The following is a 21,531-nucleotide window of genomic DNA, read 5'->3' on the forward strand; positions in this document are numbered from 1 at the left end:
ATACTCGGCGGTTATTAGTATGTGGCAAGTCCCGGTGCGGACTTTTTAACTAGAGGTAATCAGTGATTTTAACAGGTGCAGATATTCTCGTCCGTTGTCTCCAGGATGAAGGAATCGAATACATTTTCGGCTACCCCGGTGGCGCGGCATTGCATATTTACGATGCGGTGTATCGTCAGGACAAAATAAAGCATATATTGGTGCGCCACGAGCAAGGTGCGACCCATGCCGCGGACGGCTATGCACGGGCCACAGGCAAGGCTGGCGTGGTATTGGTCACTTCTGGTCCGGGCGTGACCAATACCGTCACCGGCATCGCCACCGCTTTTATGGATTCCATCCCAATGGTGGTTATCACAGCGCAGGTTCCATCTCACTTGATTGGCGATGACGCATTTCAGGAGGTCGATACCGTCGGCATCACCCGCCCATGCGTAAAACATAATTTTCTGGTGAAGGATGTTAACCAACTGGCCGAGATCATGAAGAAAGCGTTTTATGTCGCCACTTCCGGGCGACCAGGCCCGGTGGTGGTTGATGTGCCCAAGGATATCACCGCGCAGACCGCTGAATACAAATACCCCAAAACCATCAATATGCGCTCTTACCAGCCGCGCACCAAAGGCCACCCCAAGCAGATTGAGCGCGGCATCGAGATTTTGCTGGGCGCGAAAAAGCCGATCATTTATAGCGGCGGTGGGGCGGTCATTGCCAATGCCGCGCAGGCGTTAACGCAACTGGTGGACACCCTGAAATTTCCAAGCACCAGCACGCTGATGGGACTCGGCGCGATCCCGGCGTCCAATCCATGCTTTCTTGGAATGCTGGGCATGCACGGCACCTATGAATCCAACATGGCCATGTATGAATGTGATGTCATGTTGGCGATTGGCGCGCGCTTCGATGACCGGGTAACCGGAGAGTTGGCGAAGTTTTCCCCGCATTCCAAAATCGTGCAAATTGATATTGACCCGGCGTCCATCGGCAAAAACGTGGCGGTGGAAGTGCCGATTGTGGGCGACTGCCATGAAGTGCTGCTGGTCATGAATGAGCAATTGAAAACCAAAGCGGACAACATTGATCGCGCCGCGGTTGATCAGTGGTGGAAAATAATCAACCAGTGGAAAACCAAGGATTCGCTGGCATACGACCTCGACGACAAGGTAATCAAACCGCAATACGTGGTGCAAAAACTATTGGAAATCACCGGCGGCGAGGCCTATATCACTTCCGATGTCGGCCAACATCAAATGTGGGCCGCGCAATATTACGCCTTTGAGCAGCCGCGCCGTTGGATCAATTCCGGCGGATTAGGCACCATGGGCTTCGGCTTGCCGGCGGCCATGGGCGTGCAACTGGCATTTCCGCATGAGGTCGTGGTTTGTATTACCGGCGATGCGAGTATTCAAATGTGTTTGCAGGAGTTGTCCACCTGTTTGCAATACGGATTGCCGATCAAGGTGATTAACCTGAATAACCAGTATATGGGCATGGTGCGGCAGTGGCAGGAGTTTTTTTATGATCGCCGATATTCACATTCCTATATGGATGCACTGCCGGATTTTGTAAAACTGGCGGAGAGTTATGGTCATGTCGGTATGCGGGTTGAGAATCCCGGGCAGGTGGACGACGTTTTGGCAGAAGCGTTTGCGATGAAAGACCGACTGGTTTTTGTGGATGTGATTACCGACCCTGCCGAAAACGTCTATCCCATGATAGCGGCCGGCAAAGGGCATAGCGAAATGCACTTGAAACCGGGCGACCGGGATGCCCAGGAACGGGAGTTGGCCTGATGAAAACCTGATGCGGCGGATAATTTCGGTCTTGCTGGAAAACGAATCCGGCGCGTTATCGCGGGTCGCGGGCCTGTTTTCCGCGCGCGGCTACAATATTGAATCCCTGACCGTGGCCCCGACCGATGACCAGTCGCTGTCGCGCATGACCATCGTCACCAGCGGCACCGACGCCATCATCGAGCAAATCACCAAACAGCTCAATAAACTGGTTGATGTGGTCAAACTGCGTGACCTGACCGAAGGCAGGCATCTTGGGCGAGAACTCATGCTGGTTAAGGTATGTGCCGCCAACATCGATCAAAAAGACGAAGTTAAGCGATTGGTGGATATTTTCCGCGGTCGTATTATTGATGTGACCGAATCGACCTATACTTTGGAGATGACCGGCAGCAGTGAAAAAGTCGATGCTTTCCTCGAAGCCTTGTCGCAAATCGAATTGGTTGAAGTTGTGCGCTCAGGCATTCTGGGCATTGGCCGCGGCAAGAACGCGCTTAAGGCGTGACGTTGTTTTTGCCACGAAGAGAATTTTAAATTAACGCAATTAATCAAAAACGCAATTAACCAAGGCAGAATGAAAAATCATGAAAGTGCATTATGACAAAGACGCGAATCCTGAAAAGATTCGCAGCAAGAAAGTCGCCATTATCGGCTATGGCTCGCAGGGCCATGCCCACGCCAATAACCTCAAAGACGGCGGTATCGATGTGGTGGTCGGGCTGCGCCACGATTCAAGTTCGAGAGACAAGGCTGAGCAGGCCGGATTGAATGTGGCCGAGGTCAATGACGCCGTGGCCCAGGCCGATATCGTCATGATGCTGTGTCCGGATGAATCGATGGGCGCAATTTATAAGGACATTGAGTCCGATTTCAAGCCCGGCGCATCGCTGGCTTTCGCGCATGGCTTTAATATTCATTTTGGCTATATCAAGCCGCGCGCAGACCTGAACGTGATCATGATCGCGCCTAAAGGCCCCGGTCATCTGGTGCGCTCCACTTATGAACGCGGCGCCGGTGTGCCATGCCTGGTAGCGATTCATCAAGACGCAACCGCGGATGCGCTGGATATTTCCGTGGCCTATGCTTCGGCGATTGGCGGCGGCCGCGCCGGCATCATTGAAACCACCTTCAAGGAAGAAACCGAAACCGATTTATTCGGCGAGCAGGCGGTGCTGTGCGGCGGCGCGACGGCTTTGGTGCAGGCTGGATTCGAGACTCTGGTGGAAGCCGGTTATGCGCCGGAGATGGCGTATTTTGAATGTATGCACGAGTTGAAGTTGATTGTTGACTTGATGTATGAAGGCGGCATTGCTGATATGCGATATTCAATTTCGAATACCGCTGAATTCGGTGACTTGACCCGCGGGCCAAGAATCGTCAACGAGCAAACCAAGGCGGAAATGAAAAAAATTCTTGGCGAAATTCAATCCGGTGAATTTGCGCGCGAATGGATGGATGAAAATGCCTCCGGCGGCAAGCGTTTCCCGGAACTACGGCGCAAGGGCCAGGAGCATCAAATCGAAAAAGTCGGTTCTAAACTGCGCTCGATGATGTCCTGGATCGGCGAGAGCAAGGTCATCGACAAATCGAAGAATTAATTTCATATAGTAACCTTGATTTAACTCTTTGGAAATTAATGGCTTGAACATCATTGACGGTATTAAATCAGGCAAAAGCAATTCTCCATTCCGCTACGCTGGTGGAAAATTTTACGCTCGCAAACTTATTTTGAAACACATCCCGGATACAGATGTTTATTATGAACCGTTTGCTGGCGGCGCTTCTATTTTCTTCGCCAAGGAACCATCTAAAACATCCGTCCTGAATGATTTAGATAGCGATGTTATAAATACATTCTCTCAAATAAGAGATAATTTGAACGGGCTTTTGGATCTTTTGGAGGGGCTTCCGGCAACCAAAGAACAGCACACCTATTACAAGAATAAATCCAAACCAAAAAGCGATTTGGAGCGAGCTTTTCGTTGGTACTATCTAAATCGGACATCTTATTCCGGCATAATGAAACCAGAAAATTGCTATTGGGGCTATCATGAAAAATACTCCATGCGCCCTGAAAATTGGCCACGACATTTACGAACAGTATCTGATCGTTTGCAAGGCGTGACGTGTACGTCTGTTGACTTTGAAGATTGTATCAATAATGCGCCGACTGGCGCTTTTTTGTTTGTTGACCCACCCTATTATAAAGCCGATCAGAAGAAATTCTACTCTTGTAACTTTGATATGGCCGACCATGTCCGGCTGAGAAACTGCTTGATTCGCAATGCTGAACGCCTACTTTTTCTAATCACCTACGATAACTCGAAGAGGATTAGAGAATTGTATGACTGGTGCGAAGTTGTGGAAGAACATGAATGGCAATATACAATCAATCGGACAGATGATCAGAAAAACGGTAAAAAGTCGGCGGATGGTCACAAAAGCAAGCGGTACAATGGACGTGAGGTGTTTATCAAGAATTATGATAAAAACAGCATAGAAATTTGTAACCCTGTTCATCTTTCAACGCTTATCGTGCCGAAACAAAAGGTGCTTTTGTGAATAAAGTTAGCCACGCCCAAATTTACGATAGCGTACAAGAATACTGCGAACGGTATAATATTCCATTAGAAAACTTACTGGATATTCTGGAAGACCAAAAGGTCTTGTCGATGATGCGTGGCAAGGCCACTGAATATATTGCAGCGGCTGTTCTTAAAAAGCTATTGGGGCGTAACTGGCAGGTTCAAAAACTGAATCTCAACGCACAGCAAGGAGTATACGATGAGGATATCAGCATCACGCACTCTAAAGCAGGATATCGGTTGAAAGTGGAGGCAAAAAATGCAGTGCGCGGCAGTTTTAGGCTGGGCTCTCCTCGGACACTGATTAATGCCCCGTATTTTAAGGTAAAGTGTCACAGGTCGCGTAGCAATATTAGTAAAAGTCAAACTACAAATGATCGCTATTTGGTGGGCGACTTTGATTTGATTGTCTGCAATGTGTCAAATGCTATCTTTCAAGGGAGGACGCTTGGGGATCAGTTGGAACTCTTGTATAAAAAAGAAGAAATTGTATATCTTAAAAAACACTATGGCGTGAGTACAGACAAGGAACTCGTCAGATGTTCATATGATGACTGGCGGTGTTGTTTCCCTAGAACCATAGTAGCAAAGGACAAATCGATACCGCGGACGCCGTCTGTCCATTTTGTCGGATCTGATAATTGGTTTTCTCTTTCCAAATTGGAACCAAAACTTTTGCCGGAACTGAAACATATTAGGAACGGCACATGACGCAATCAATCTGGATTTAATGACCCAAGTTCAAAAATATTTTTTATTATTCAACGTTCCTTTTCGCTTCCCCGCATTTCTACCCTAGCAGGGGCGGAGACGCACTATCAGTTGTAACAATTATTAAATCATAATGGCCATTGATTACCCAATTCTGGCTAAGGAAGGTATCGTGCATTTAATCATAGCGACTCTGCTTGGTGTGGGCGCAACGCTATGGTTCGGCTACGGATCGATTGTGGTATGGATTGGCGTTTTATTGGTGTTGCAGTTTTTTCGTGATCCGAAACGCAACATCACTACCGAGCCTGGCGCCATCGTGTCCCCGGCCAGCGGCAAGGTGGTCTCTATCGGCGAGCAGGAAAACCCCTATCAGGATAATGCCAAAGTGCTCAAAGTCAGCGTGTTCATGAATATATTTTCGGTGCATTCCAATCTCATCCCCATTTCGGGAACCATCAAGCACCATTGGTACTACCCGGGTAAGTTTGTCAACGCCGCACTGGATAAATCCTCTGGCGAAAATGAACGCAATGCAATTTGTATTGAAACCAGCGCCGGTTTCGAGGTCTATAGTATTCAAATAGCGGGATTAATTGCTCGACGAATCCTGTGTTATGTCAAACTGGGCGATAGTGTGCACACCGGACAACGCTATGGCTTTATCCGTTTTGGCTCAAGGGTGGATTTATATTTGCCGCTGGAGTGCAGATTAGCGGTAAAATTAGGGCAGTGGGTAAGTTCGGGCAGCCATACTATCGGCTATTTGCCCGGCTATTAAGTCATGATGATCGCCATGCCGATTTAGTCATCATCAGCCAGAAAAGAAACAATCCCGTTATGGAAATAAACGATCCACCGTCGCAGAACGGCCGCAAAGGCATTTATTTTTTGCCCAGTCTGTTTACCACAGCGGGGTTGTTTTTCGGCTTCTACGCCATCATCCGGGCGACCCAGGGTGATTTTGCCAACGCCGCGGTGGGCATATTAATCGCAATGATCATGGATGGGCTGGATGGCAGGGTCGCTCGATGGACCAATACGGCAAGCGATTTCGGCAAGGAATACGATAGCCTGGTGGATCTGGTGGCGTTTGGCGTTGCGCCGGGCATGATCATGTATTTTTGGTCGTTGCAATATATTGGCAAGACCGGCTGGTTAATTGCATTTCTGTATGCCGCGGCAACGGCGTTGCGATTGGCGCGGTTCAACACCTTGACCATTAAGGACAATCGATATTTTTATGGCCTGGCTTGCCCGGCGGCGGCGGCCTTGATCTCGTTTTGGGTTTGGAATTTCCATGAAACCGGAATTTCCGGGCAATCAATGTCGTGGATAAGCGCGCTGGTCACCTTGCTCATGGCTGTTTTAATGGTCAGCAATGTCAAGTTTCGCAGTTTCAAGGATTTCGATCCCAAGCACAAAGTGCCGTTTTTCGCATTGATTGCTATTTTGGGCATCATTGTCCTGATTTCGTTCGACCCGCCGCGCGTACTGTTTTTGATGGCGCTGGCCTATGGCGCATCCGGCCCCATCGGTTGGGTTATTCGCAGACAGCGCGGCATTATTGAAAACCCGGCGTTTCTGCCAGATGAAGACGACGATGAAGATGATGAAGACGATAGCAATGGTCATGCGGATTCCGGAAAAATACAGTCGATCAACGCTAAAAAGAAATCAAAATAGCGCAAAAAACGTCTAAACTTCGATTGATTGGTACCGAATCGGGCCTAAATAGGTCTTGAATAGGTCTTGCAACATCATGATTAGTTTTATAGACTACCGCCCATGAATGAAGTCATGAATAAATCATCGGTAAAATTCTGTTCGCCATTGCCGCAATTTGGTTGTCCATTCGATTGCCCATTCGATTACTTGGAAATCCCTTACTTGGAAATCCCTTACTTTGAAATCCCTGGTGCGGCGGCTTTGTTGCACCTCCTGCCTGCTCGACTACTGCGCCTCCCAGCGCAATAAACCCTTACCCCATCCACCAGCGTACCCTTTTCTGCCTCAGGCAGAACGGTCCTATATAATAGGCTTATCTAATATTCACCTTAAGCCAAACAATACCAAGCAGGCAATACGATGAAAGACAGCACGATGAAAGACAGCAGGACAAAACAAAGGTTAATCATTTTTGATACAACGTTACGAGACGGCGAGCAAAGCCCCGGCGCGTCCATGACCCAGGAAGAAAAAATCCGCATCGCGCGGTTGCTGGAGAAAATGCGGGTGGATGTCATTGAAGCGGGGTTTCCGGCAGCCAGCCCGGGCGATTTTAATTCGGTGCAAGCAATCGCGCGGCTGATCAAGGACAGCACGGTATGCGGGTTAGCCCGCGCCAATGCGAAAGATGTGGCGCGCGCCGGTGACGCGCTCAAAGCGGCGGCGTCTGGGCGCATCCACACCTTCATCGCCACCTCGCCGATTCACATGCAGCATAAATTGCGCATGACGCCGGACCAGGTGATCGACCATGCGGTCGCCGCCATCAAACAGGCAAGAGGCTACACCGACGACGTGGAGTTTTCCCCAGAGGATGCCGGGCGCTCAGAGCTTGATTTTCTGTGTCGCATCATTGAACAGGCAATCAAGGCTGGCGCGCGCACGATTAACATACCGGATACAGTGGGTTATAACCTGCCGGCCCAGTTTGGCCGGTTAATCGAAAAATTGCTCGAAAAAATCCCGAATTCCGACCAGGCCGTTTTTTCGGTGCATTGCCACAACGATCTCGGCTTGGCGGTGGCAAATTCATTGGCCGCGGTTACGGCCGGCGCGCGTCAGGTTGAATGCACCGTCAACGGCTTGGGCGAGCGTGCCGGCAATGCTTCTCTGGAAGAAATTGTAATGGCGGTGCGCACTCGACAGGATGAATTTATTTGCGATACCAACATTGACACCACGCAAATCGTGCCGGCCAGCAGGCTGGTTTCCCATATCACCGGATTCCCGGTGCAACCGAATAAGGCCATAGTCGGCGCCAATGCGTTCGCGCACGAAGCGGGGATACACCAGGACGGCGTCATCAAGGCGCGCGAGACCTATGAGATCATGTCGGCGGAAGAGGTTGGCTGGAGCTCGAATCGCATGGTGTTGGGCAAACATTCAGGGCGAAATGCGTTCAAGCAGAGATTGAAAACGCTGGGCTTCGAATTCAGTTCTGATGACAAAATGAACAAGGCGTTTGCGCGTTTCAAGGATATGGCGGATAAAAAGCATGAAATTTTTGACGATGATTTGCAAGCGCTGGTAACCGAATCAGGCAATGAAGCCGGCAATGAGCGGTTTATACTTGTGCATTTGCAAGCCTATTCCGCCACCGATCAAACGCCCAGCGCGAAAGTAGTTATGGGGGTGGACGGCATCGAAGTCAAAGCCGAAGAAACCGGCAACGGCGCGGTGGATGCGACGTTCAAGGCGATTGAGAAAATCATTGAATCCGGCAGCGCCTTGCAACTGTACTCGGTCAACAGCATCACCAGCGGCACCGATGCGCAGGGCGAGGTTAGCGTGCGGCTGGAGAAAGAGGGGGTTATCGTCAATGGTCACGGCGCGGATATGGATATCATTATTGCTTCGGCGAAGGCGTACATTAATGCGTTGAATAAACTTTACAATGCTGAAATCCGAACCCATCCTCAGCGCGCGCAAGCCGTATAATGGGCAGTATAATGCCTGACCTCGACCACCGCCAGTTGGAGATGCTCGATAAAATGGGCATCGACATCTGGCGGCTCAGGCAACGCGATGATGATGCGGCGGATGACGATGCCACCGCCGACCCTGCCGCGACCGTTGCCGAGACGGATGACCGCGCCGCCGCACCCGCCGCCGATGATGACCGTGCCGCCGCGCCGACCGTTGCCGAGCCGAATGCCCCGAATGCCCCGAATGCCCCGAATACCCCGAATACCTTGGATACCCTGGATAAAGTGGCAATGGAAATTAACCAGTGCCGGCGTTGTCAACTGCACGCCACCCGAATCAAGGCGGTTCCAGGGGTCGGCAGTGTTCAAGCGCAATGGATGTTCATCGGCGAAGCGCCGGGGCAAAATGAGGATCAACAGGGCTTGCCTTTCGTCGGCCGGGCCGGTCAGTTGCTCGATGCCATGATCGCCGCGCTCGGCATGACGCGCGAACAAGTGTTCATCGCTAACGTGATTAAATGCCGTCCGCCCGCAAATCGGGATCCCGTGCCCGAGGAAATAGCCGAGTGCGAGCCTTATTTACATCGGCAATTGGCGTTGGTCAAGCCGAAAGTCATTGTTGCATTGGGTCGGGTCAGCGCCCAGGCATTGTTGAAAACCAGTGAATCTCTTGGCCATCTCCGCGGAAAAGTGCATCAGTACGGGTCTTCGAATACGCCGTTGGTGATTACCTATCATCCGGCGTATTTGCTGCGCAGCCCCAGCCAAAAAGCGAAATCGTGGGCCGATTTGTTGCTGGCGCGGTCGGTGGTCGACTCGGCGTCATGATTGCCGATGAAATCCAATCCACTATAATCGCCTATACATTAAAGCACATTGAGGTCTGGTATGAAAAAATCGGTCAAAGTCGCGGTCACCGGCGCCGCCGGCAACATTGCTTATGCGTTGCTGTTTAGAATCGCCGCCGGGGATATGCTGGGCAAAGACCAGCCGGTCATATTGCAGTTACTGGAAATCCCGGCGGCGATGAATACCCTTGGAGGCGTCGTCATGGAACTGAACGATTGCGCCTTTCCATTGGTGACCGGAATCGTGGCAACGGATAATCCGAACATTGCGTTTGGCGAAGTGGATTATGCGCTGCTGGTAGGCTCAAAACCCCGCGGTCCGGGTATGGAGCGTAGCGACTTGTTGCAGGACAACGGCAACATATTCTCGGCGCAGGGCAAGGCGCTGAACGACCATGCCTCAAGAGATGTCAAAGTGTTGGTGGTGGGCAATCCCGCGAATACCAATGCGCTGATCGCGGCCGCCAACGCGCCGGATTTAGCGCGCGCGCAGTTCACCGCGATGACCCGATTGGATCATAATCGCGCCAAATTCCAACTGGCGGAAAAACTCGGCGTCCACCATGAACAAATCAGCCGCATGACCATCTGGGGCAATCATTCGGCGACCCAATACCCGGACATTTCAAATGCGCTGGTTGACGGCGAGGCGGCCAGCGACCGGGTTGAGCAACAATGGCTGGAAGACGTTTTTATCCCCACCGTGCAGCAGCGCGGGGCCGCCATCATAACAGCGCGTGGCGCATCCAGCGCCGCATCGGCCGGCTCGTCTGCGGTTGATCATATGCGCGATTGGGCGCATGGCAGCGCGCCCGGCGACTGGGTCAGCATGGCGATTTGCTCGGATGGCAGCTATGGCATAGAACCGGGCTTGATGTATTCTTTTCCGGTGACCTGCAAGGCCGGTAAATACGAAATTGTGCAAGGTCTTGACATCAGCGATTTCAGTCGCGCTCGAATGCAACTGACCGAACAGGAACTCAGCCGGGAAAAACAGGCGGTAGCGCAATTACTGTAGCGTGGTTGCGATCATGCTGCCGCGCGCGATGAATATCAGCGTTGTCATACCCACGTTCAATCGCGTGCATCGGGTTGAGCGGGCGATTCAATCCGTATGTGATCAAAGTTATCCGGTTGACGAAATAATCGTGGTTGATGATGGTTCAACCGACTCTACCGTTGCCGAGATTACGCGGAAATTTCCTCAGGTAAAAATGCTTGCCCAGCCGAATCGCGGCCAACCTCAGGGCGTGAGCAGCGCGAGAAACGCCGGCATTAAATTCGCGACCGGGAACTGGATTGCCTTTTTGGATTCGGATGACGAATGGCGCGAACATAAATTGGCGCGTCAGGTTGAAGCCCTGGCGCAATCACTTGACTTCGAAATTTGTCACACCGATGAGATTTGGATTCGACATGGCAGGCGCGTCAATGCAATGAAAAAACATGCCAAGCCGGAGGGCTGGATTTTCCAGCAATGTCTGCCGTTATGTTGTGTTTCACCCTCGTCGGCGCTGGTCAAGAAAACGTTGTTGGAGCGCGTTGGATTGTTCGATGAATCGCTGCCGGCCTGCGAAGATTATGATCTGTGGCTGAGAATATTTTCGTGGCTTCCGGTTTTGCTGGTGGCCGAGCCATTGCTGATTAAATACGGCGGGCATCAGGATCAGTTATCGAAGCAGCATTGGGGCATGGATCGGTTCCGGGTGTCGTCGATCATCAAGTTGCTGGAGCGGCATGATTTGAATGAACATGATCGAAAATGCGCTGTGAACATGCTGTTGCACAAACTCACGATATTGATCAAGGGTTTTGAAAAGCGCAAAAACACCACTGATTTAAGGCGCTATCAGGCATTGCATAAACGCTGGAGCGCGCGCGCGTGCTAAACATCATCACCGCGTTCAAAGTCGAAGCGGCGCCGTTGATCGAGGGACTTTCACTCAAGCCGGCCGATTTTTGTTCCCGACAATATTGCCATGGATGGCATGTATGCCGCGGGCGCGGGACGCGCAGGAGCGGCAATCGGCACTTCCACCATCCCTGGCGGTCGCCGCGTAACAGTTCAATTTTTTCGGGATGCGGTGTTCAGCTTGGAATCAGCGGGCCGGGTTGCACAAATGCCCAGGCTTTGACCGATTATTTTCTGCAGCGGCACAGTTCAGAGAACCAGAATCCAGAGCTAACCTATTGGTTGAATTTCGGCATCGCCGGCAGTGCGGCTTGGGAGATTGGCGAGCTGGTTCGGGCGCACACCGTTACCGATCAAGCCACAGGAAAAAACTGGACTCTGGGAAATGGCATCAATCTGAATTTGCCCGGCGCGCATATATGCACGGTGGCCTCGCCGCAAGCAGCCTGTCACGGTCGTCATGTTTATGACATGGAAGCCGCGGGCATAATATCCGCATTGTCCGAGCGGGATTTATTGGCGCGCGCCCAGTTTAGAATTTTTTGCGTAAAAATAATATCTGATGGACCAAGCAAACCAGTCGAATCATTGACAAAACAGGATATACAACAAATGATTCACGGCAGAAAAAAAGATATACTCGCTATTGCCCAAAAAATTTATTCTGGGATTTATTCCGCATCGTTGGAATAATCGATGCGCCCATCAGCGCCATTGCCCCATATTAGTGAATTAGATTAGTGAATTAGACCAGGAATTGAAAATGCCTTCATTTGATATTGTTTCAGAAGTGGATTGGCAGGAAGTAAAAAACGCCGTCAATCAAGCGAACAAGGAAATCACCAACCGGTTTGATTTCAAGGGCAGTCAATCGAAGATTGACGAAAGCGATCCCAATTTAACGCTCTATGGCGACGATGATTTCAAGGTCGGGCAAATGCTGGAGATATTGCAACTCAAACTGGCGAAACGCGGCGTGGATTTGGACTGCCTTGATAAGGGCGAGGTAAAAGAAAGTCCGACCGGCAAGGCAGTGCAGGCGGTTCAGGTGCGCCAGGGCGTTGACAGGGACTTGGCCAGAAAAATAGTGAAATTAATCAAGCGCCAAAAGTTGAAAGTGCAAGCCGCGATTCAGGGCGAGCAAATACGCGTGAGCGGAAAAAAGCGCGATGACTTGCAACAAACCATGGCGCATCTAAAGGAGCAAAACCTGGGCTTGCCCCTGCAATACACGAACTTCAGGGATTAGTGTGGCGTCGTAGCCGCCCGCCCGTCATTGCGAGCGAGTGAATGCGCGCGTGGCAATCCAGAGGTTTTTGTGCCATGCCGCGTCGTGTGCAACAAAAAAAGCCCCGTGCAATCAGTCGCGGCAATGTCCGAGTAAACCATCGCCACTCCCGACTGCACAAGGCTTTCGTCGTTACTTAATGATGATGCCGCGTTACCAGCCTTTGCCGAAACCGACGCCGAAACTGGTTTCACCGCCAGAGGAGGCGCCGCCGATCTTGATGAAGGCGTTTTGCTGGACTTCGAAATGCGCACCCACGGCAATCGCGGTTTCGCTGTCGAAAGTGCCAGCAGCGATGCCCCAGCCACCGCCCTTGATGGTCGGCAGATGCGCCAAGGCGACCGACATGGCGATGCCGGAGCGGTTGGTTTCAATGTCATCGGCGTTGCGGGCGATGCCGGCGGTGTTGGCACCAATGTCATCGGCGTTGCGGGCGATGCCAGCGGTGTTGGCGCCAATGCGCACGCCGAGAGCGGTGTCCGCGTCGGTCAGGGTGGTGTGTACCGCATTTATATCGACACCACCGATTTCAACACTGTGAGCATCAGTACCAATAACGATCGCATTTTCGCCGGCTTCAACTTCCGCGCCGATGGCAATACCACCCGCGCCAGTGACGGATGCTTTCCTGCCTCGGCCACGATGGCGGCTTTTTTGGATTCTGGATTCCAACCCTTGTTCAAGTCAGGGGGCAGGCTTTTCGTTGGAATGACGACGGAGGGGTTACCCACCATTTCCGCTGCCCGGCCCCTCGTTCCCGCCGTCACCCCACCGTCATTATCGGGCTTGACCCGATAATCCAGTGAAACCCCCAGCGGCGCAAGCCGCACTACCTCACACTTGATAACCAAATTGCCATAACTCCGACCAGCGACAGACCCATACCGGCGAGCACATTACCGCTCCGACAAAGCCGTGGACGATGCCGCCGGCGAAGCAAAGGACTCCAGTTTGACTAGCCGAATGTCGCAGTACTATTGAAGTCGTGTTTCATGCTTGGGGCATATCACGTTAAAAGGAACTGGTGATTTCGCTGAGCACCTCATCGGTGAATTTCAAGGACGCGCGTTGCTGTTCGGTTTCGCCGGTCTTGCCGTCTCGCTTGGAGTAATAATAATCCCAACGGTCTTTATGAAACGGATCGTTGATCAGCGGGTAGCCGACGATGCGGACGACTTCGCGCTTGGTCATGCCGATTTCCAGTTGCGCCACCATCTGCGCGGTGATGTCGTTGCCTTGCTGCACATCAACTTTATACACAAAGCATCCGCCAAGCGACAACGCGGCGCATATGAGCGCGGTCGCCGCTACGGTGCGAATCACTTTCGCCGATGAACTTGATTGCATAACCATTTTCGTTGGCCGATTTTTGTTCCCTACAAAATCGGCACTTCCACCATCCTTGGCGGTCGTCTTTGATTGCATAACCATTTTCGTCGTCATCATCGCAATATTATATCCAAACTAAATATATTTTAGCACCGCGATTTCATCGCAGTTGCGAAATTTATGGCAATTGATGCAGGCGCCCCAGACTTTTTCCGGCAAGGCGCTCATTGCCACCACCTCGAAATTCATCTTCTCGAAAAAATTCACCTCGTAGGTCAGCGCCATCAATTTCACCAAGCCGAGATGATTCGCGTCTTGCTCAAGGCGCCGCACCATTTTATTGCCAAGGCCTAATTTCATATGCGCCGGATGCACTGCCAGACTGCGCACTTCGCCCAGTTCCTTGGTGTAAATCAACAGCGCCGCGCAGGCGATGATTTTTCCGCCCTGCGCGACCACATAAAAATCCCGCAATGAAGCGTAGATATCGCTCTGCGGGCGCGGCAACAACACGCCTTTATCGCTATAGTGTTTTAGCAGCGAATAAATGCTAGGCACATCCTCCAGTTGAGCGTGCCTGATTGGATACGCGTCGTTAGCGGCCGCGGCGTTCATGCTGATTTGAGCATTTCCTGCGCTTGCGCCAAGGACTGCTTGGTGATTTTTTCACCCGCGGTCATGCGCGCGATTTCAGTGACGCGTTGCTCGGCGCCTAACTTGACCGCCGTGGCTTCCACTTGCTCATGGTCGTGGCCATGCCCGGACTTTGGCCCGAATTTTGACCCGGATTTTAACTTTCGACCCTGCTTGGAAACGCTAAAATGATGATCGCCTTTGGCCGCGACCTGGGACAGATGGGTGATGCAAATCACCTGATTGGATGTCCCTAATTCTTTTAGTTTCTGCCCGACCACGTTGGCGACTTCGCCGCCAATGCCCACATCCACCTCGTCAAAGATCAATGTCGGCGCTGGCGTGTTGTTCGCCAGCACCACTTGAATGCCGAGGGAAATGCGCGACAACTCGCCGCCGGAGGCGACCTTGCTCAGGGATTGCAGCGGCTGGCCGGGATTGGCGGCGACCACAAACTCGACGCTCTCGTTGCCGAATCTGGTGTGGATTCCGCTCTCAGTCGGTATAAGCAGAATGTCGAACCGACCGCCTTTCATGCCCAGATTCTGCATCAACGTAGTCACTTCGCTGGCCAGGCGGCGCGCCGATTTATGGCGGCGCGCGCTGACTTTCGCGGCAATGCGCCGATACTTGTCCGACTCGGTTTGCAGTTGCTCGTTGAGACGCGCCAGTTGTCGTTGCGGATCTTTCAGCCCAGATAACTCGCGCTGCATCGCTTCAAGATGATCGGCGAGCAACTGCGGCAGCAGGCGATGTTTGCGCGACAGCGTGTGATACAGCGAAAAGCGCGCCTCGATGCTCTCCATTTCCGCATCGTCAATTTCGTTGTCCTGATAAAAGGGGCGAAGTTGGCTGGCGGCTTCTTCGATATTGACCTGGGCTTCGTCCAGCATTTTGGCGATGGGTTTCAAGCGCTCGTCGAATTGCGAAAGTTGCTGCAGTTGCAAACCGCATTGAATCAACTGGCCGCTTAAATTATGCTCTTCGGACTGATGCAGAATTGTCGCCGCCGCATGCGCGCCAGCCGACAACTCCTGTTGATGGTTTAATCGCTTGTGCTGGTTTTCCAGCGACAGCCAGTCATCGGCGCTCGGTGCAAGTTCATTCAATTCCTCAATTTGAAACTTGAGCAGGTCGGCGCGCTCCTGCGCGGCCTGGCTTTGATCATTGAGCCGGTCGATTTGTTTTTGGATGCTGTTGATCGCATGGCAGCCATCGCCGAGCTCGGCGACTCGTTCGATATTGTCGGCGGCGCCGTCCAGCAGCATTTGCTGCACCGACTTTTTCAGCAAGGAGTGGTGCTCGTTTTGGCCGTGAATATCGACAATGTCCTTGCCCAGATCGCGCAACTGCGACGCGGTCGCGGCATGGCCATTAATATAGCCCTTGCTCGATTTATCGCGTCGAATGACCCGCCGCAACAGGCACTCATTGTCGTTGGCCATGCCGTGTTGTTCCAGCCAATGCAGGCACGGGTGGCGCGGCGGCAAGGCAAAACTTGCCTGCAGTTCGGCGGTGTTGTGATTATGGCGAATATAACTATTGCCGGAACGATGCCCGAGCAAAATGCCGATGGCGTCAACCAGCAACGATTTGCCCGAGCCGGTCTCGCCGGTCACGGTGGTGAAGCCGCGCTCAAACTCAAGTTCGATATGCTCGGCAATGACAAATTGCTTGATTTCCAGCCAGTCGATCATGCTCAGCCATTCCAACCGAGTTTTGAGTGCAAGGTTTCAAAGTAGTTGAATCCCCTGATTCTTATCATTTTCAGTTTCTTCGCCGCGCGTTTTATGACGATGGTCTCATCCCCTTTTAGCTGCGTGGCGATGACGCCGTCGAAAGCCAGGTTCGCGGGCGATTCGTGGACTTTCAATGCGGTGATTTCCACCGCGTCGTCCTCGGCCAAAATGATTGGGCGATTGCTTAAAGTATGCGGACAAATAGGCGACATGCTGATGACCGGAAGATTCGGGTAGATGATAGGGCCGCCGGCCGACAGGGCGTAAGCGGTTGAGCCGGTCGGCGTCGCCAGAATCAAGCCGTCGCTCCTGGGCTGGCTGACGAATTGGCCGTTGACCCAAATCTCGAACTCGATCAATCGGCCGGTGTTGCCTTTTGATATGACCATGTCGTTAAGCGAAATTCCAGAACAGACCTCCGCGCCGTCTTGGGTTACTTGGCATTGCAGCATGGTGCGTTGCTCGATCGCATAATCGCCGTTTAGAATGGACGACATGCTGGCGTCCAAATCGGCCAGCGCGATATCGGTCAGAAATCCCAAGCGACCGAGATTCACGCCGATGGCGGGTACGCCATGCTCGGACAACTCGCGCGCCACGTTGAGCATGGTGCCGTCGCCGCCGACCACGATGGCGAGGTCGATGGCTTCGCGCATGGGCTGGTCATCGTCAATGCGCGCGCCGGCGATTTCCGTGGCCGTGGTGTTGCCGAGCAGCACCGACAGGCTTTTTCCCTCCAGCACCGTCTGCACCCGCGCAATCGCATCGGCTACGCTGCCGTCGTTGAATTTTCCGAACAGACCAACTTTTGTAATTTTCGCCATCATGCCCATTGCTTAAACTGATATTATACATCAGCAATTTAATTTGGGCTAAAATCGATTTGACCGAATGATGGGGTCGGCGGGCCCTGATTACGCCATGCTCGCAATCCGTGCTTCATTGTCTCAACGATCAACGTTGGCGATAATCACCTTTGCTCAATAATTTTATGGCTGAATTTTTATGGCGGAAAGCGAAAACATTAACCCGGAAAACATCAATCTTGACGAACGCGCCCAAGCAGTATTGAATGGGCTGATTCGTTGCTATGTTGATGGCGGCGCGCCGGTCGGCTCTCGCACCTTGGCAACGGAAACCGAGTTGGCGCTCAGCCCGGCAACCATTCGCAAGGTCATGGTCGACCTGGAGAATTACGGCTTGATTCATGCCCCGCATACCTCCGCCGGCCGTGTGCCGACGGTCAAGGGATATCGATTCTTCATCAACAGTTTGCTGAAAGTCGGGCTTATTGCCAATCCATCTTCAGGGCGCGCGTCAGGATCATACCTGAGACAAATGACCGCAAGGCTGAGTGGCATCTCCGACCAGACCAGCATCTTGACCGGGGCCACGGAAATGCTCTCGCAAATAACCTCTTTTGCGGGCATTGTTTCAACGCCCGGCAATAACGATGCGCAAATTCGCCAGATTGAGTTTTTGAATTTATCGGAAAAGCGCGTGCTGGCCATTCTCATTACCGACGATGGACAAGTGCAAAACAAGGTGCTCATCGCCCATCGCGAATACTCCGAATCGGAACTGATTGAAGCGGCAAACTTTTTCAACGCCAAATACAGCGCCCAGTCGGTGCATGGCGTCAGAGCGCAATTATCCGCGCGCATGAAACAAGATCACAAAAACATGCGCCGGGAAATGCGCACCGCAATGAAAATGGCCGGCCAGCTGTTTGATGATGACGCGGTTCAAGCCAATGAAAATGTGTTGGTCAGCGGAGAGAATAATTTACTGTCGATCCCGGAATTCTCGGAGTTGAATAAACTGCGGCGGTTATTTGACACCTTTAAAACCAAGCAGGTGCTATTTGATCTATTGCAAAAAAGCATGTTCACCGAAGGCGTCAATATTTTCATCGGCGAGGAATCCGGCTATGAGCCCTTTAGGGATTGCAGCGTGATCGCCGCGCCCTATGAGGTGGATCATAAAAAAGTCGGGGTGCTCGGCGTCATTGGGCCGACCCGGATGCCATATGACGAAGTGATTTCTGCAGTTGACGTTACCGCAAAATTAGTCGGCAGCGCGTTAAGTTTTAACCATACCCAGTAACCTTTATCGGGCGCTTTATGGGGGCCTTGCATGTCGGAGGTAAGCGCGATTTTTGACCAACTGGAAGCCTTTAAGTTGGCGCCTATCGATGACTGGAAGCCGGTAAAAATCATCGATATCGATATTCGCATCGCTGCAAACGGCGAGTGGTTTTATCTGGGATCGCCCATTCAACGGCAGCGCATGGTTAAATTATTTTCGTCGGTATTGCGGCGCGAAGGCGAACAGTATTTTTTGGTGACGCCGCCGGCGAAATATCGAATTCAGGTGGATGACGCGCCGTTTGTCGCGGTGGAAATGCAACAAGTCAAGGAGCGCGTCCGGGACAAGAAAATACAAAAATTGTATTTTCGCACCAATATGGACGAAGTGATTTTGGCAGACCATCTTCATCCGCTCAGCGTAATAACAAATGCACAAAGCGGCGAGCCGGCGCCGTATATCACGGTGCGCAACGACTTGAAAGCCAAAATCACCCGCTCGGTTTTTTATCAGTTGGCGGAGCTGTTGCAGCCCGATCCAAATCAATGTGATGCGGCGAATGCCGTTGGTGTTTTCAGTGCCGGCGAGTTTTTTTCTTTCAGAACCGCGTGATTTATTTTATGATTGCCACGAAAGGCATGGACAAATCCGACAACTATAGTTTTGGGGCTATGTCATCTCCAGTGGGTGATGTATAGACACGGAGATCACAAAAAACACAGAGAATGGAACAATGCAGGAATAAATCTGATGAGCAGTCGGACGTGTCAGGGTTGCTCTAATTTCTCCGGTTCCGCTATCGCGGTATCGTTTAAATTTCTAATCCAGCCATCCATCCCCTCAGGATACCAATAAATTTGGCGATAACCGTATTGCAGTAAACGTTTCGCGGCATTCCATGAAATCCAGCAATTTTCCCGGCAGAAAACAACGACAGGATAAGCGAGATTATTGTGGGTCATAGCCCGCATAAACTTTTTGTAGGCGATCTCAACCATTTCATTGATTGTGCCAAAACCGATTTCAGGCAACCAGTAAGCCGATGGTATAGTCAGATGCGGCTCCGGTAGCCAAACTTGTTCTTGAGGCCACCCGTCTGGTTTTTTTGATTTCGGTAAAGCATCGATTAGCAGTGGCCGCATGACCTGTTTTTTAATCAGTAACGCCTCCAACTCTGCAGTATTGATCGTAGTAGCCCCGGTCAAGGATTTTGGCACGGGCGCACGATAGTTCGCTAACCGAAACCCAATGGGCTGATCACTGTAAGCGGCGTCGTTTGCCGCATTTATTTGCTGTCCAGCCGCACCTGTCACCGCATCATCATGATTATTTTGTTGTCGTTGGTCGTGGCCGCTGAAACTGTTGGCGGGAGAAAACGCAAACACAATGGACACCAATATGATGCGAGAACCGATCAGCAATAAAGAGACATAGTTCAAGATGGCGCCTTCGTCGGAAATGACCCTGCACAAATGGGAAACGTAATCACAAGGTTTGAACCAGGGTCTTCATTCAATCGCTTTATCCACTAAGGGCACCCCATACTCACCCAATATTTGATCGACATCCGGTTGTAATTTGGCAAGCGCCCGATTGATTTTATGCTTCCAAACATATTCTCGTTTCCGAACCGCCATCGAAATCGTGAAATCAAGGCGTATAGAGTCATCCTCATGCACCATTGGCGCCATTACCAACCTGGGACTGGAAGAATCCCGATTAAATTGCTGGACATAATACCCGGCTAATGGTCCCCACACCATAGCAACATCCGTCTCGCCATTAAGCACATCGGCCACCGCTTCTTTCGCAGGTTTGAACCGCCGGGTATCAACGACTAATAAATAAGGTTTAACCTGTCGCATCAAGCCATATTTAGCCAACAAAGAGGCCGGCGGCGTTCCCGCAACGACGCCAAATTTTTTTTCTTTAATCTTATCCAGTTTAAGGCCATTCGAATCGATGCCAGAATCCTCTCGAAATACCATCGAGTAAACTGAATGATAGTATGGATTGGTGTTTTGCACTAACTCCGATGTGGTTGCAATGCCGATCACCAAATCGCAACGTCTTAATTTCAGCGTCTTGCGTATAAAGCCAAAGGACTGTGGGAACCAAGTGTATTGGATCGGCAAACCAAGCTCAGCGCTCAATAATTCGGCTATCTTGTTTTCAAATCCTTCTCCCTGGTCATTAGAATACGGCAAGTTATTGGGATCAGCGCAAACGCGCAGTGTGCGGGTCGAAAGCGCCTCACGACCAGCGGTGCTTTCCGCCGCATCAGAAATGCTCACCGCGAAGCCCTGAGTGAGTACGGCAATTATTATGAAAGCCAGTCTGGCGAGCTCTTCTTTCCCAAATTTGCACACAATTGCTGTTGAATTATTGTCCCGTCATGTATTAACAAGCCATCCCAAAATACGGCATTCATCTAAAGCGTTATTTTTTCGGCCTGCCCGGCGCCAAACCACCCTTTGCGCGCGCAGTTAAAAAGCGATAAATGTCATCCAGATGTTTGGCAACATTAGGGTCCTTGCCAAAGGCTGGCATCACGCTGACTTCGCCTGAAACACGCGTAGTTTGACGACCGTTGGTCACCGTTTCTATAAAAGTTTGATAATCCATTGTTTTAAGCGAGTCAATCAAATTAGGACCAAAACTACTGCCTAACGCATCGGGACCGTGACAAACGTGGCAGGTACTGTGAAAACGGCGCCAGCCGTTAAAAGTGCCGATATCCACTTTGCCATTCATCAGCTTAAATTCTGGTTCACCCGTCTGCGCGGAGACCATGTTCATCATTGATGCCGACAGCACGAGCCATAGCACGATCCATGTTGCGGCAGTAAATTTAAACAGCAATTTACACATTTCTTAGGCGCGCAGGTCAGTTGCAGGCTTACCAAGCTGTGCCAAGACTGAATCTTTATCCAAACAAATGAAAAGGGTTTG

Annotated in this window: 23 protein-coding genes; 15 read left to right on the forward strand and 8 right to left on the reverse strand. The window is 51.5% G+C overall.

All coding sequences use genetic code 11. The features are described from left to right. Positions 1 to 62 precede the first annotated feature (62 nt). The 13 genes from ilvB to ACP158_RS14940 all read left to right on the forward strand — a co-directional run bounded on the left by ilvB (position 63) and on the right by ACP158_RS14940 (position 12,751). Positions 63 to 1,793, forward strand: coding sequence for a biosynthetic-type acetolactate synthase large subunit (gene ilvB, locus ACP158_RS14880; RefSeq protein ID WP_424946887.1), 1,731 nt, complete (start codon positions 63 to 65; stop codon positions 1,791 to 1,793). Between the two features lie 10 nt (positions 1,794 to 1,803). After that, the gene (gene ilvN / locus ACP158_RS14885; RefSeq protein WP_424946888.1) at positions 1,804 to 2,298 is read left to right on the forward strand and encodes an acetolactate synthase small subunit; all 495 of its coding nucleotides are present in this window, start codon (positions 1,804 to 1,806) and stop codon (positions 2,296 to 2,298) included. A 79-nt stretch (positions 2,299 to 2,377) separates the two neighbouring features. Beyond that, complete coding sequence (gene ilvC, locus ACP158_RS14890; RefSeq protein WP_424946889.1) at positions 2,378 to 3,391, forward strand: ketol-acid reductoisomerase; 1,014 nt, start codon at positions 2,378 to 2,380, stop codon at positions 3,389 to 3,391. Between the two features lie 52 nt (positions 3,392 to 3,443). Continuing rightward, positions 3,444 to 4,355, forward strand: coding sequence for a DNA adenine methylase (locus tag ACP158_RS14895; protein WP_424948482.1), 912 nt, complete (start codon positions 3,444 to 3,446; stop codon positions 4,353 to 4,355). Further along, complete coding sequence (locus ACP158_RS14900) at positions 4,352 to 5,089, forward strand: hypothetical protein (protein WP_424946890.1); 738 nt, start codon at positions 4,352 to 4,354, stop codon at positions 5,087 to 5,089. Before ACP158_RS14895 ends, ACP158_RS14900 begins: the two co-directional genes overlap by 4 nt. 133 nt (positions 5,090 to 5,222) lie before the next feature. Next, the gene (locus ACP158_RS14905) at positions 5,223 to 5,870 is read left to right on the forward strand and encodes a phosphatidylserine decarboxylase family protein (RefSeq protein ID WP_424946891.1); all 648 of its coding nucleotides are present in this window, start codon (positions 5,223 to 5,225) and stop codon (positions 5,868 to 5,870) included. Positions 5,871 to 5,980: 110 nt separating this feature from the next. Next, positions 5,981 to 6,775 carry a CDP-diacylglycerol--serine O-phosphatidyltransferase gene (gene pssA / locus ACP158_RS14910; RefSeq protein WP_424946892.1) on the forward strand — a complete coding sequence of 265 codons (795 nt, stop codon included), beginning with the start codon at positions 5,981 to 5,983 and terminating at the stop codon, positions 6,773 to 6,775. Positions 6,776 to 7,177: 402 nt separating this feature from the next. Continuing rightward, positions 7,178 to 8,755 (forward strand): 2-isopropylmalate synthase, encoded by a 1,578-nt coding sequence (locus tag ACP158_RS14915; RefSeq protein WP_424946893.1) that lies wholly within the window; start codon positions 7,178 to 7,180, stop codon positions 8,753 to 8,755. A gap of 11 nt (positions 8,756 to 8,766) precedes the next feature. Next, on the forward strand, positions 8,767 to 9,570 hold the full coding sequence (locus tag ACP158_RS14920) for a uracil-DNA glycosylase (protein WP_424946894.1): 804 nt from the start codon (positions 8,767 to 8,769) through the stop codon (positions 9,568 to 9,570). A 60-nt stretch (positions 9,571 to 9,630) separates the two neighbouring features. Then, positions 9,631 to 10,608 carry a malate dehydrogenase gene (locus ACP158_RS14925; RefSeq protein WP_424946895.1) on the forward strand — a complete coding sequence of 326 codons (978 nt, stop codon included), beginning with the start codon at positions 9,631 to 9,633 and terminating at the stop codon, positions 10,606 to 10,608. A gap of 1 nt (position 10,609) precedes the next feature. Next, complete coding sequence (locus ACP158_RS14930) at positions 10,610 to 11,479, forward strand: glycosyltransferase (RefSeq protein WP_424946896.1); 870 nt, start codon at positions 10,610 to 10,612, stop codon at positions 11,477 to 11,479. After that, positions 11,473 to 12,195 (forward strand): hypothetical protein, encoded by a 723-nt coding sequence (locus ACP158_RS14935; RefSeq protein WP_424946897.1) that lies wholly within the window; start codon positions 11,473 to 11,475, stop codon positions 12,193 to 12,195. The genes ACP158_RS14930 and ACP158_RS14935 overlap by 7 nt, the downstream gene beginning before the upstream one ends. A gap of 70 nt (positions 12,196 to 12,265) precedes the next feature. Further along, positions 12,266 to 12,751 (forward strand): YajQ family cyclic di-GMP-binding protein, encoded by a 486-nt coding sequence (locus ACP158_RS14940; protein ID WP_424946898.1) that lies wholly within the window; start codon positions 12,266 to 12,268, stop codon positions 12,749 to 12,751. Between the two features lie 192 nt (positions 12,752 to 12,943). Here the strand turns inward: ACP158_RS14940 and ACP158_RS14945 are convergent, their stop codons facing one another. The 5 genes from ACP158_RS14945 to ACP158_RS14965 all read right to left on the reverse strand — a co-directional run bounded on the left by ACP158_RS14945 (position 12,944) and on the right by ACP158_RS14965 (position 17,318). Next, on the reverse strand, positions 12,944 to 13,462 hold the full coding sequence (locus ACP158_RS14945; protein ID WP_424946899.1) for a YadA-like family protein: 519 nt from the start codon (positions 13,460 to 13,462) through the stop codon (positions 12,944 to 12,946). 339 nt (positions 13,463 to 13,801) lie between these two features. Next, positions 13,802 to 14,215, reverse strand: a complete 414-nt coding sequence (locus tag ACP158_RS14950) for an outer membrane protein assembly factor BamE (RefSeq protein ID WP_424946900.1) — start codon at positions 14,213 to 14,215, stop codon at positions 13,802 to 13,804. A 39-nt stretch (positions 14,216 to 14,254) separates the two neighbouring features. Then, positions 14,255 to 14,734 (reverse strand): N-acetyltransferase, encoded by a 480-nt coding sequence (locus ACP158_RS14955; RefSeq protein ID WP_424946901.1) that lies wholly within the window; start codon positions 14,732 to 14,734, stop codon positions 14,255 to 14,257. Continuing rightward, positions 14,731 to 16,449, reverse strand: coding sequence for a DNA repair protein RecN (gene recN / locus ACP158_RS14960; protein WP_424946902.1), 1,719 nt, complete (start codon positions 16,447 to 16,449; stop codon positions 14,731 to 14,733). Before recN ends, ACP158_RS14955 begins: the two co-directional genes overlap by 4 nt. 2 nt (positions 16,450 to 16,451) lie before the next feature. Further along, on the reverse strand, positions 16,452 to 17,318 hold the full coding sequence (locus tag ACP158_RS14965) for an NAD(+)/NADH kinase (RefSeq protein ID WP_424946903.1): 867 nt from the start codon (positions 17,316 to 17,318) through the stop codon (positions 16,452 to 16,454). 178 nt (positions 17,319 to 17,496) lie between these two features. Between ACP158_RS14965 and hrcA the strand changes: the two genes are divergently transcribed. Beyond that, positions 17,497 to 18,597 (forward strand): heat-inducible transcriptional repressor HrcA, encoded by a 1,101-nt coding sequence (hrcA, locus tag ACP158_RS14970; protein WP_424946904.1) that lies wholly within the window; start codon positions 17,497 to 17,499, stop codon positions 18,595 to 18,597. A 30-nt stretch (positions 18,598 to 18,627) separates the two neighbouring features. After that, positions 18,628 to 19,191, forward strand: a complete 564-nt coding sequence (locus tag ACP158_RS14975) for a DUF1285 domain-containing protein (protein WP_424946905.1) — start codon at positions 18,628 to 18,630, stop codon at positions 19,189 to 19,191. Positions 19,192 to 19,346: 155 nt separating this feature from the next. Here the strand turns inward: ACP158_RS14975 and ACP158_RS14980 are convergent, their stop codons facing one another. The 3 genes from ACP158_RS14980 to ACP158_RS14990 all read right to left on the reverse strand — a co-directional run bounded on the left by ACP158_RS14980 (position 19,347) and on the right by ACP158_RS14990 (position 21,450). Next, complete coding sequence (locus ACP158_RS14980; protein ID WP_424946906.1) at positions 19,347 to 20,018, reverse strand: rhodanese-like domain-containing protein; 672 nt, start codon at positions 20,016 to 20,018, stop codon at positions 19,347 to 19,349. Between the two features lie 69 nt (positions 20,019 to 20,087). Beyond that, a complete protein-coding gene (locus ACP158_RS14985; RefSeq protein WP_424946907.1) occupies positions 20,088 to 20,873 on the reverse strand; it encodes a quinoprotein dehydrogenase-associated putative ABC transporter substrate-binding protein in 786 nt (261 codons plus the stop codon). Between the two features lie 145 nt (positions 20,874 to 21,018). Next, the gene (locus ACP158_RS14990; protein ID WP_424946908.1) at positions 21,019 to 21,450 is read right to left on the reverse strand and encodes a c-type cytochrome; all 432 of its coding nucleotides are present in this window, start codon (positions 21,448 to 21,450) and stop codon (positions 21,019 to 21,021) included. Between the last annotated feature and the right edge of the window lie 81 nt (positions 21,451 to 21,531).

The organism is Candidatus Spongiihabitans sp., from assembly GCF_965247905.1.
In the GTDB taxonomy this organism is placed as follows: Bacteria; Pseudomonadota; Gammaproteobacteria; order Arenicellales; family Poriferihabitantaceae; genus Spongiihabitans.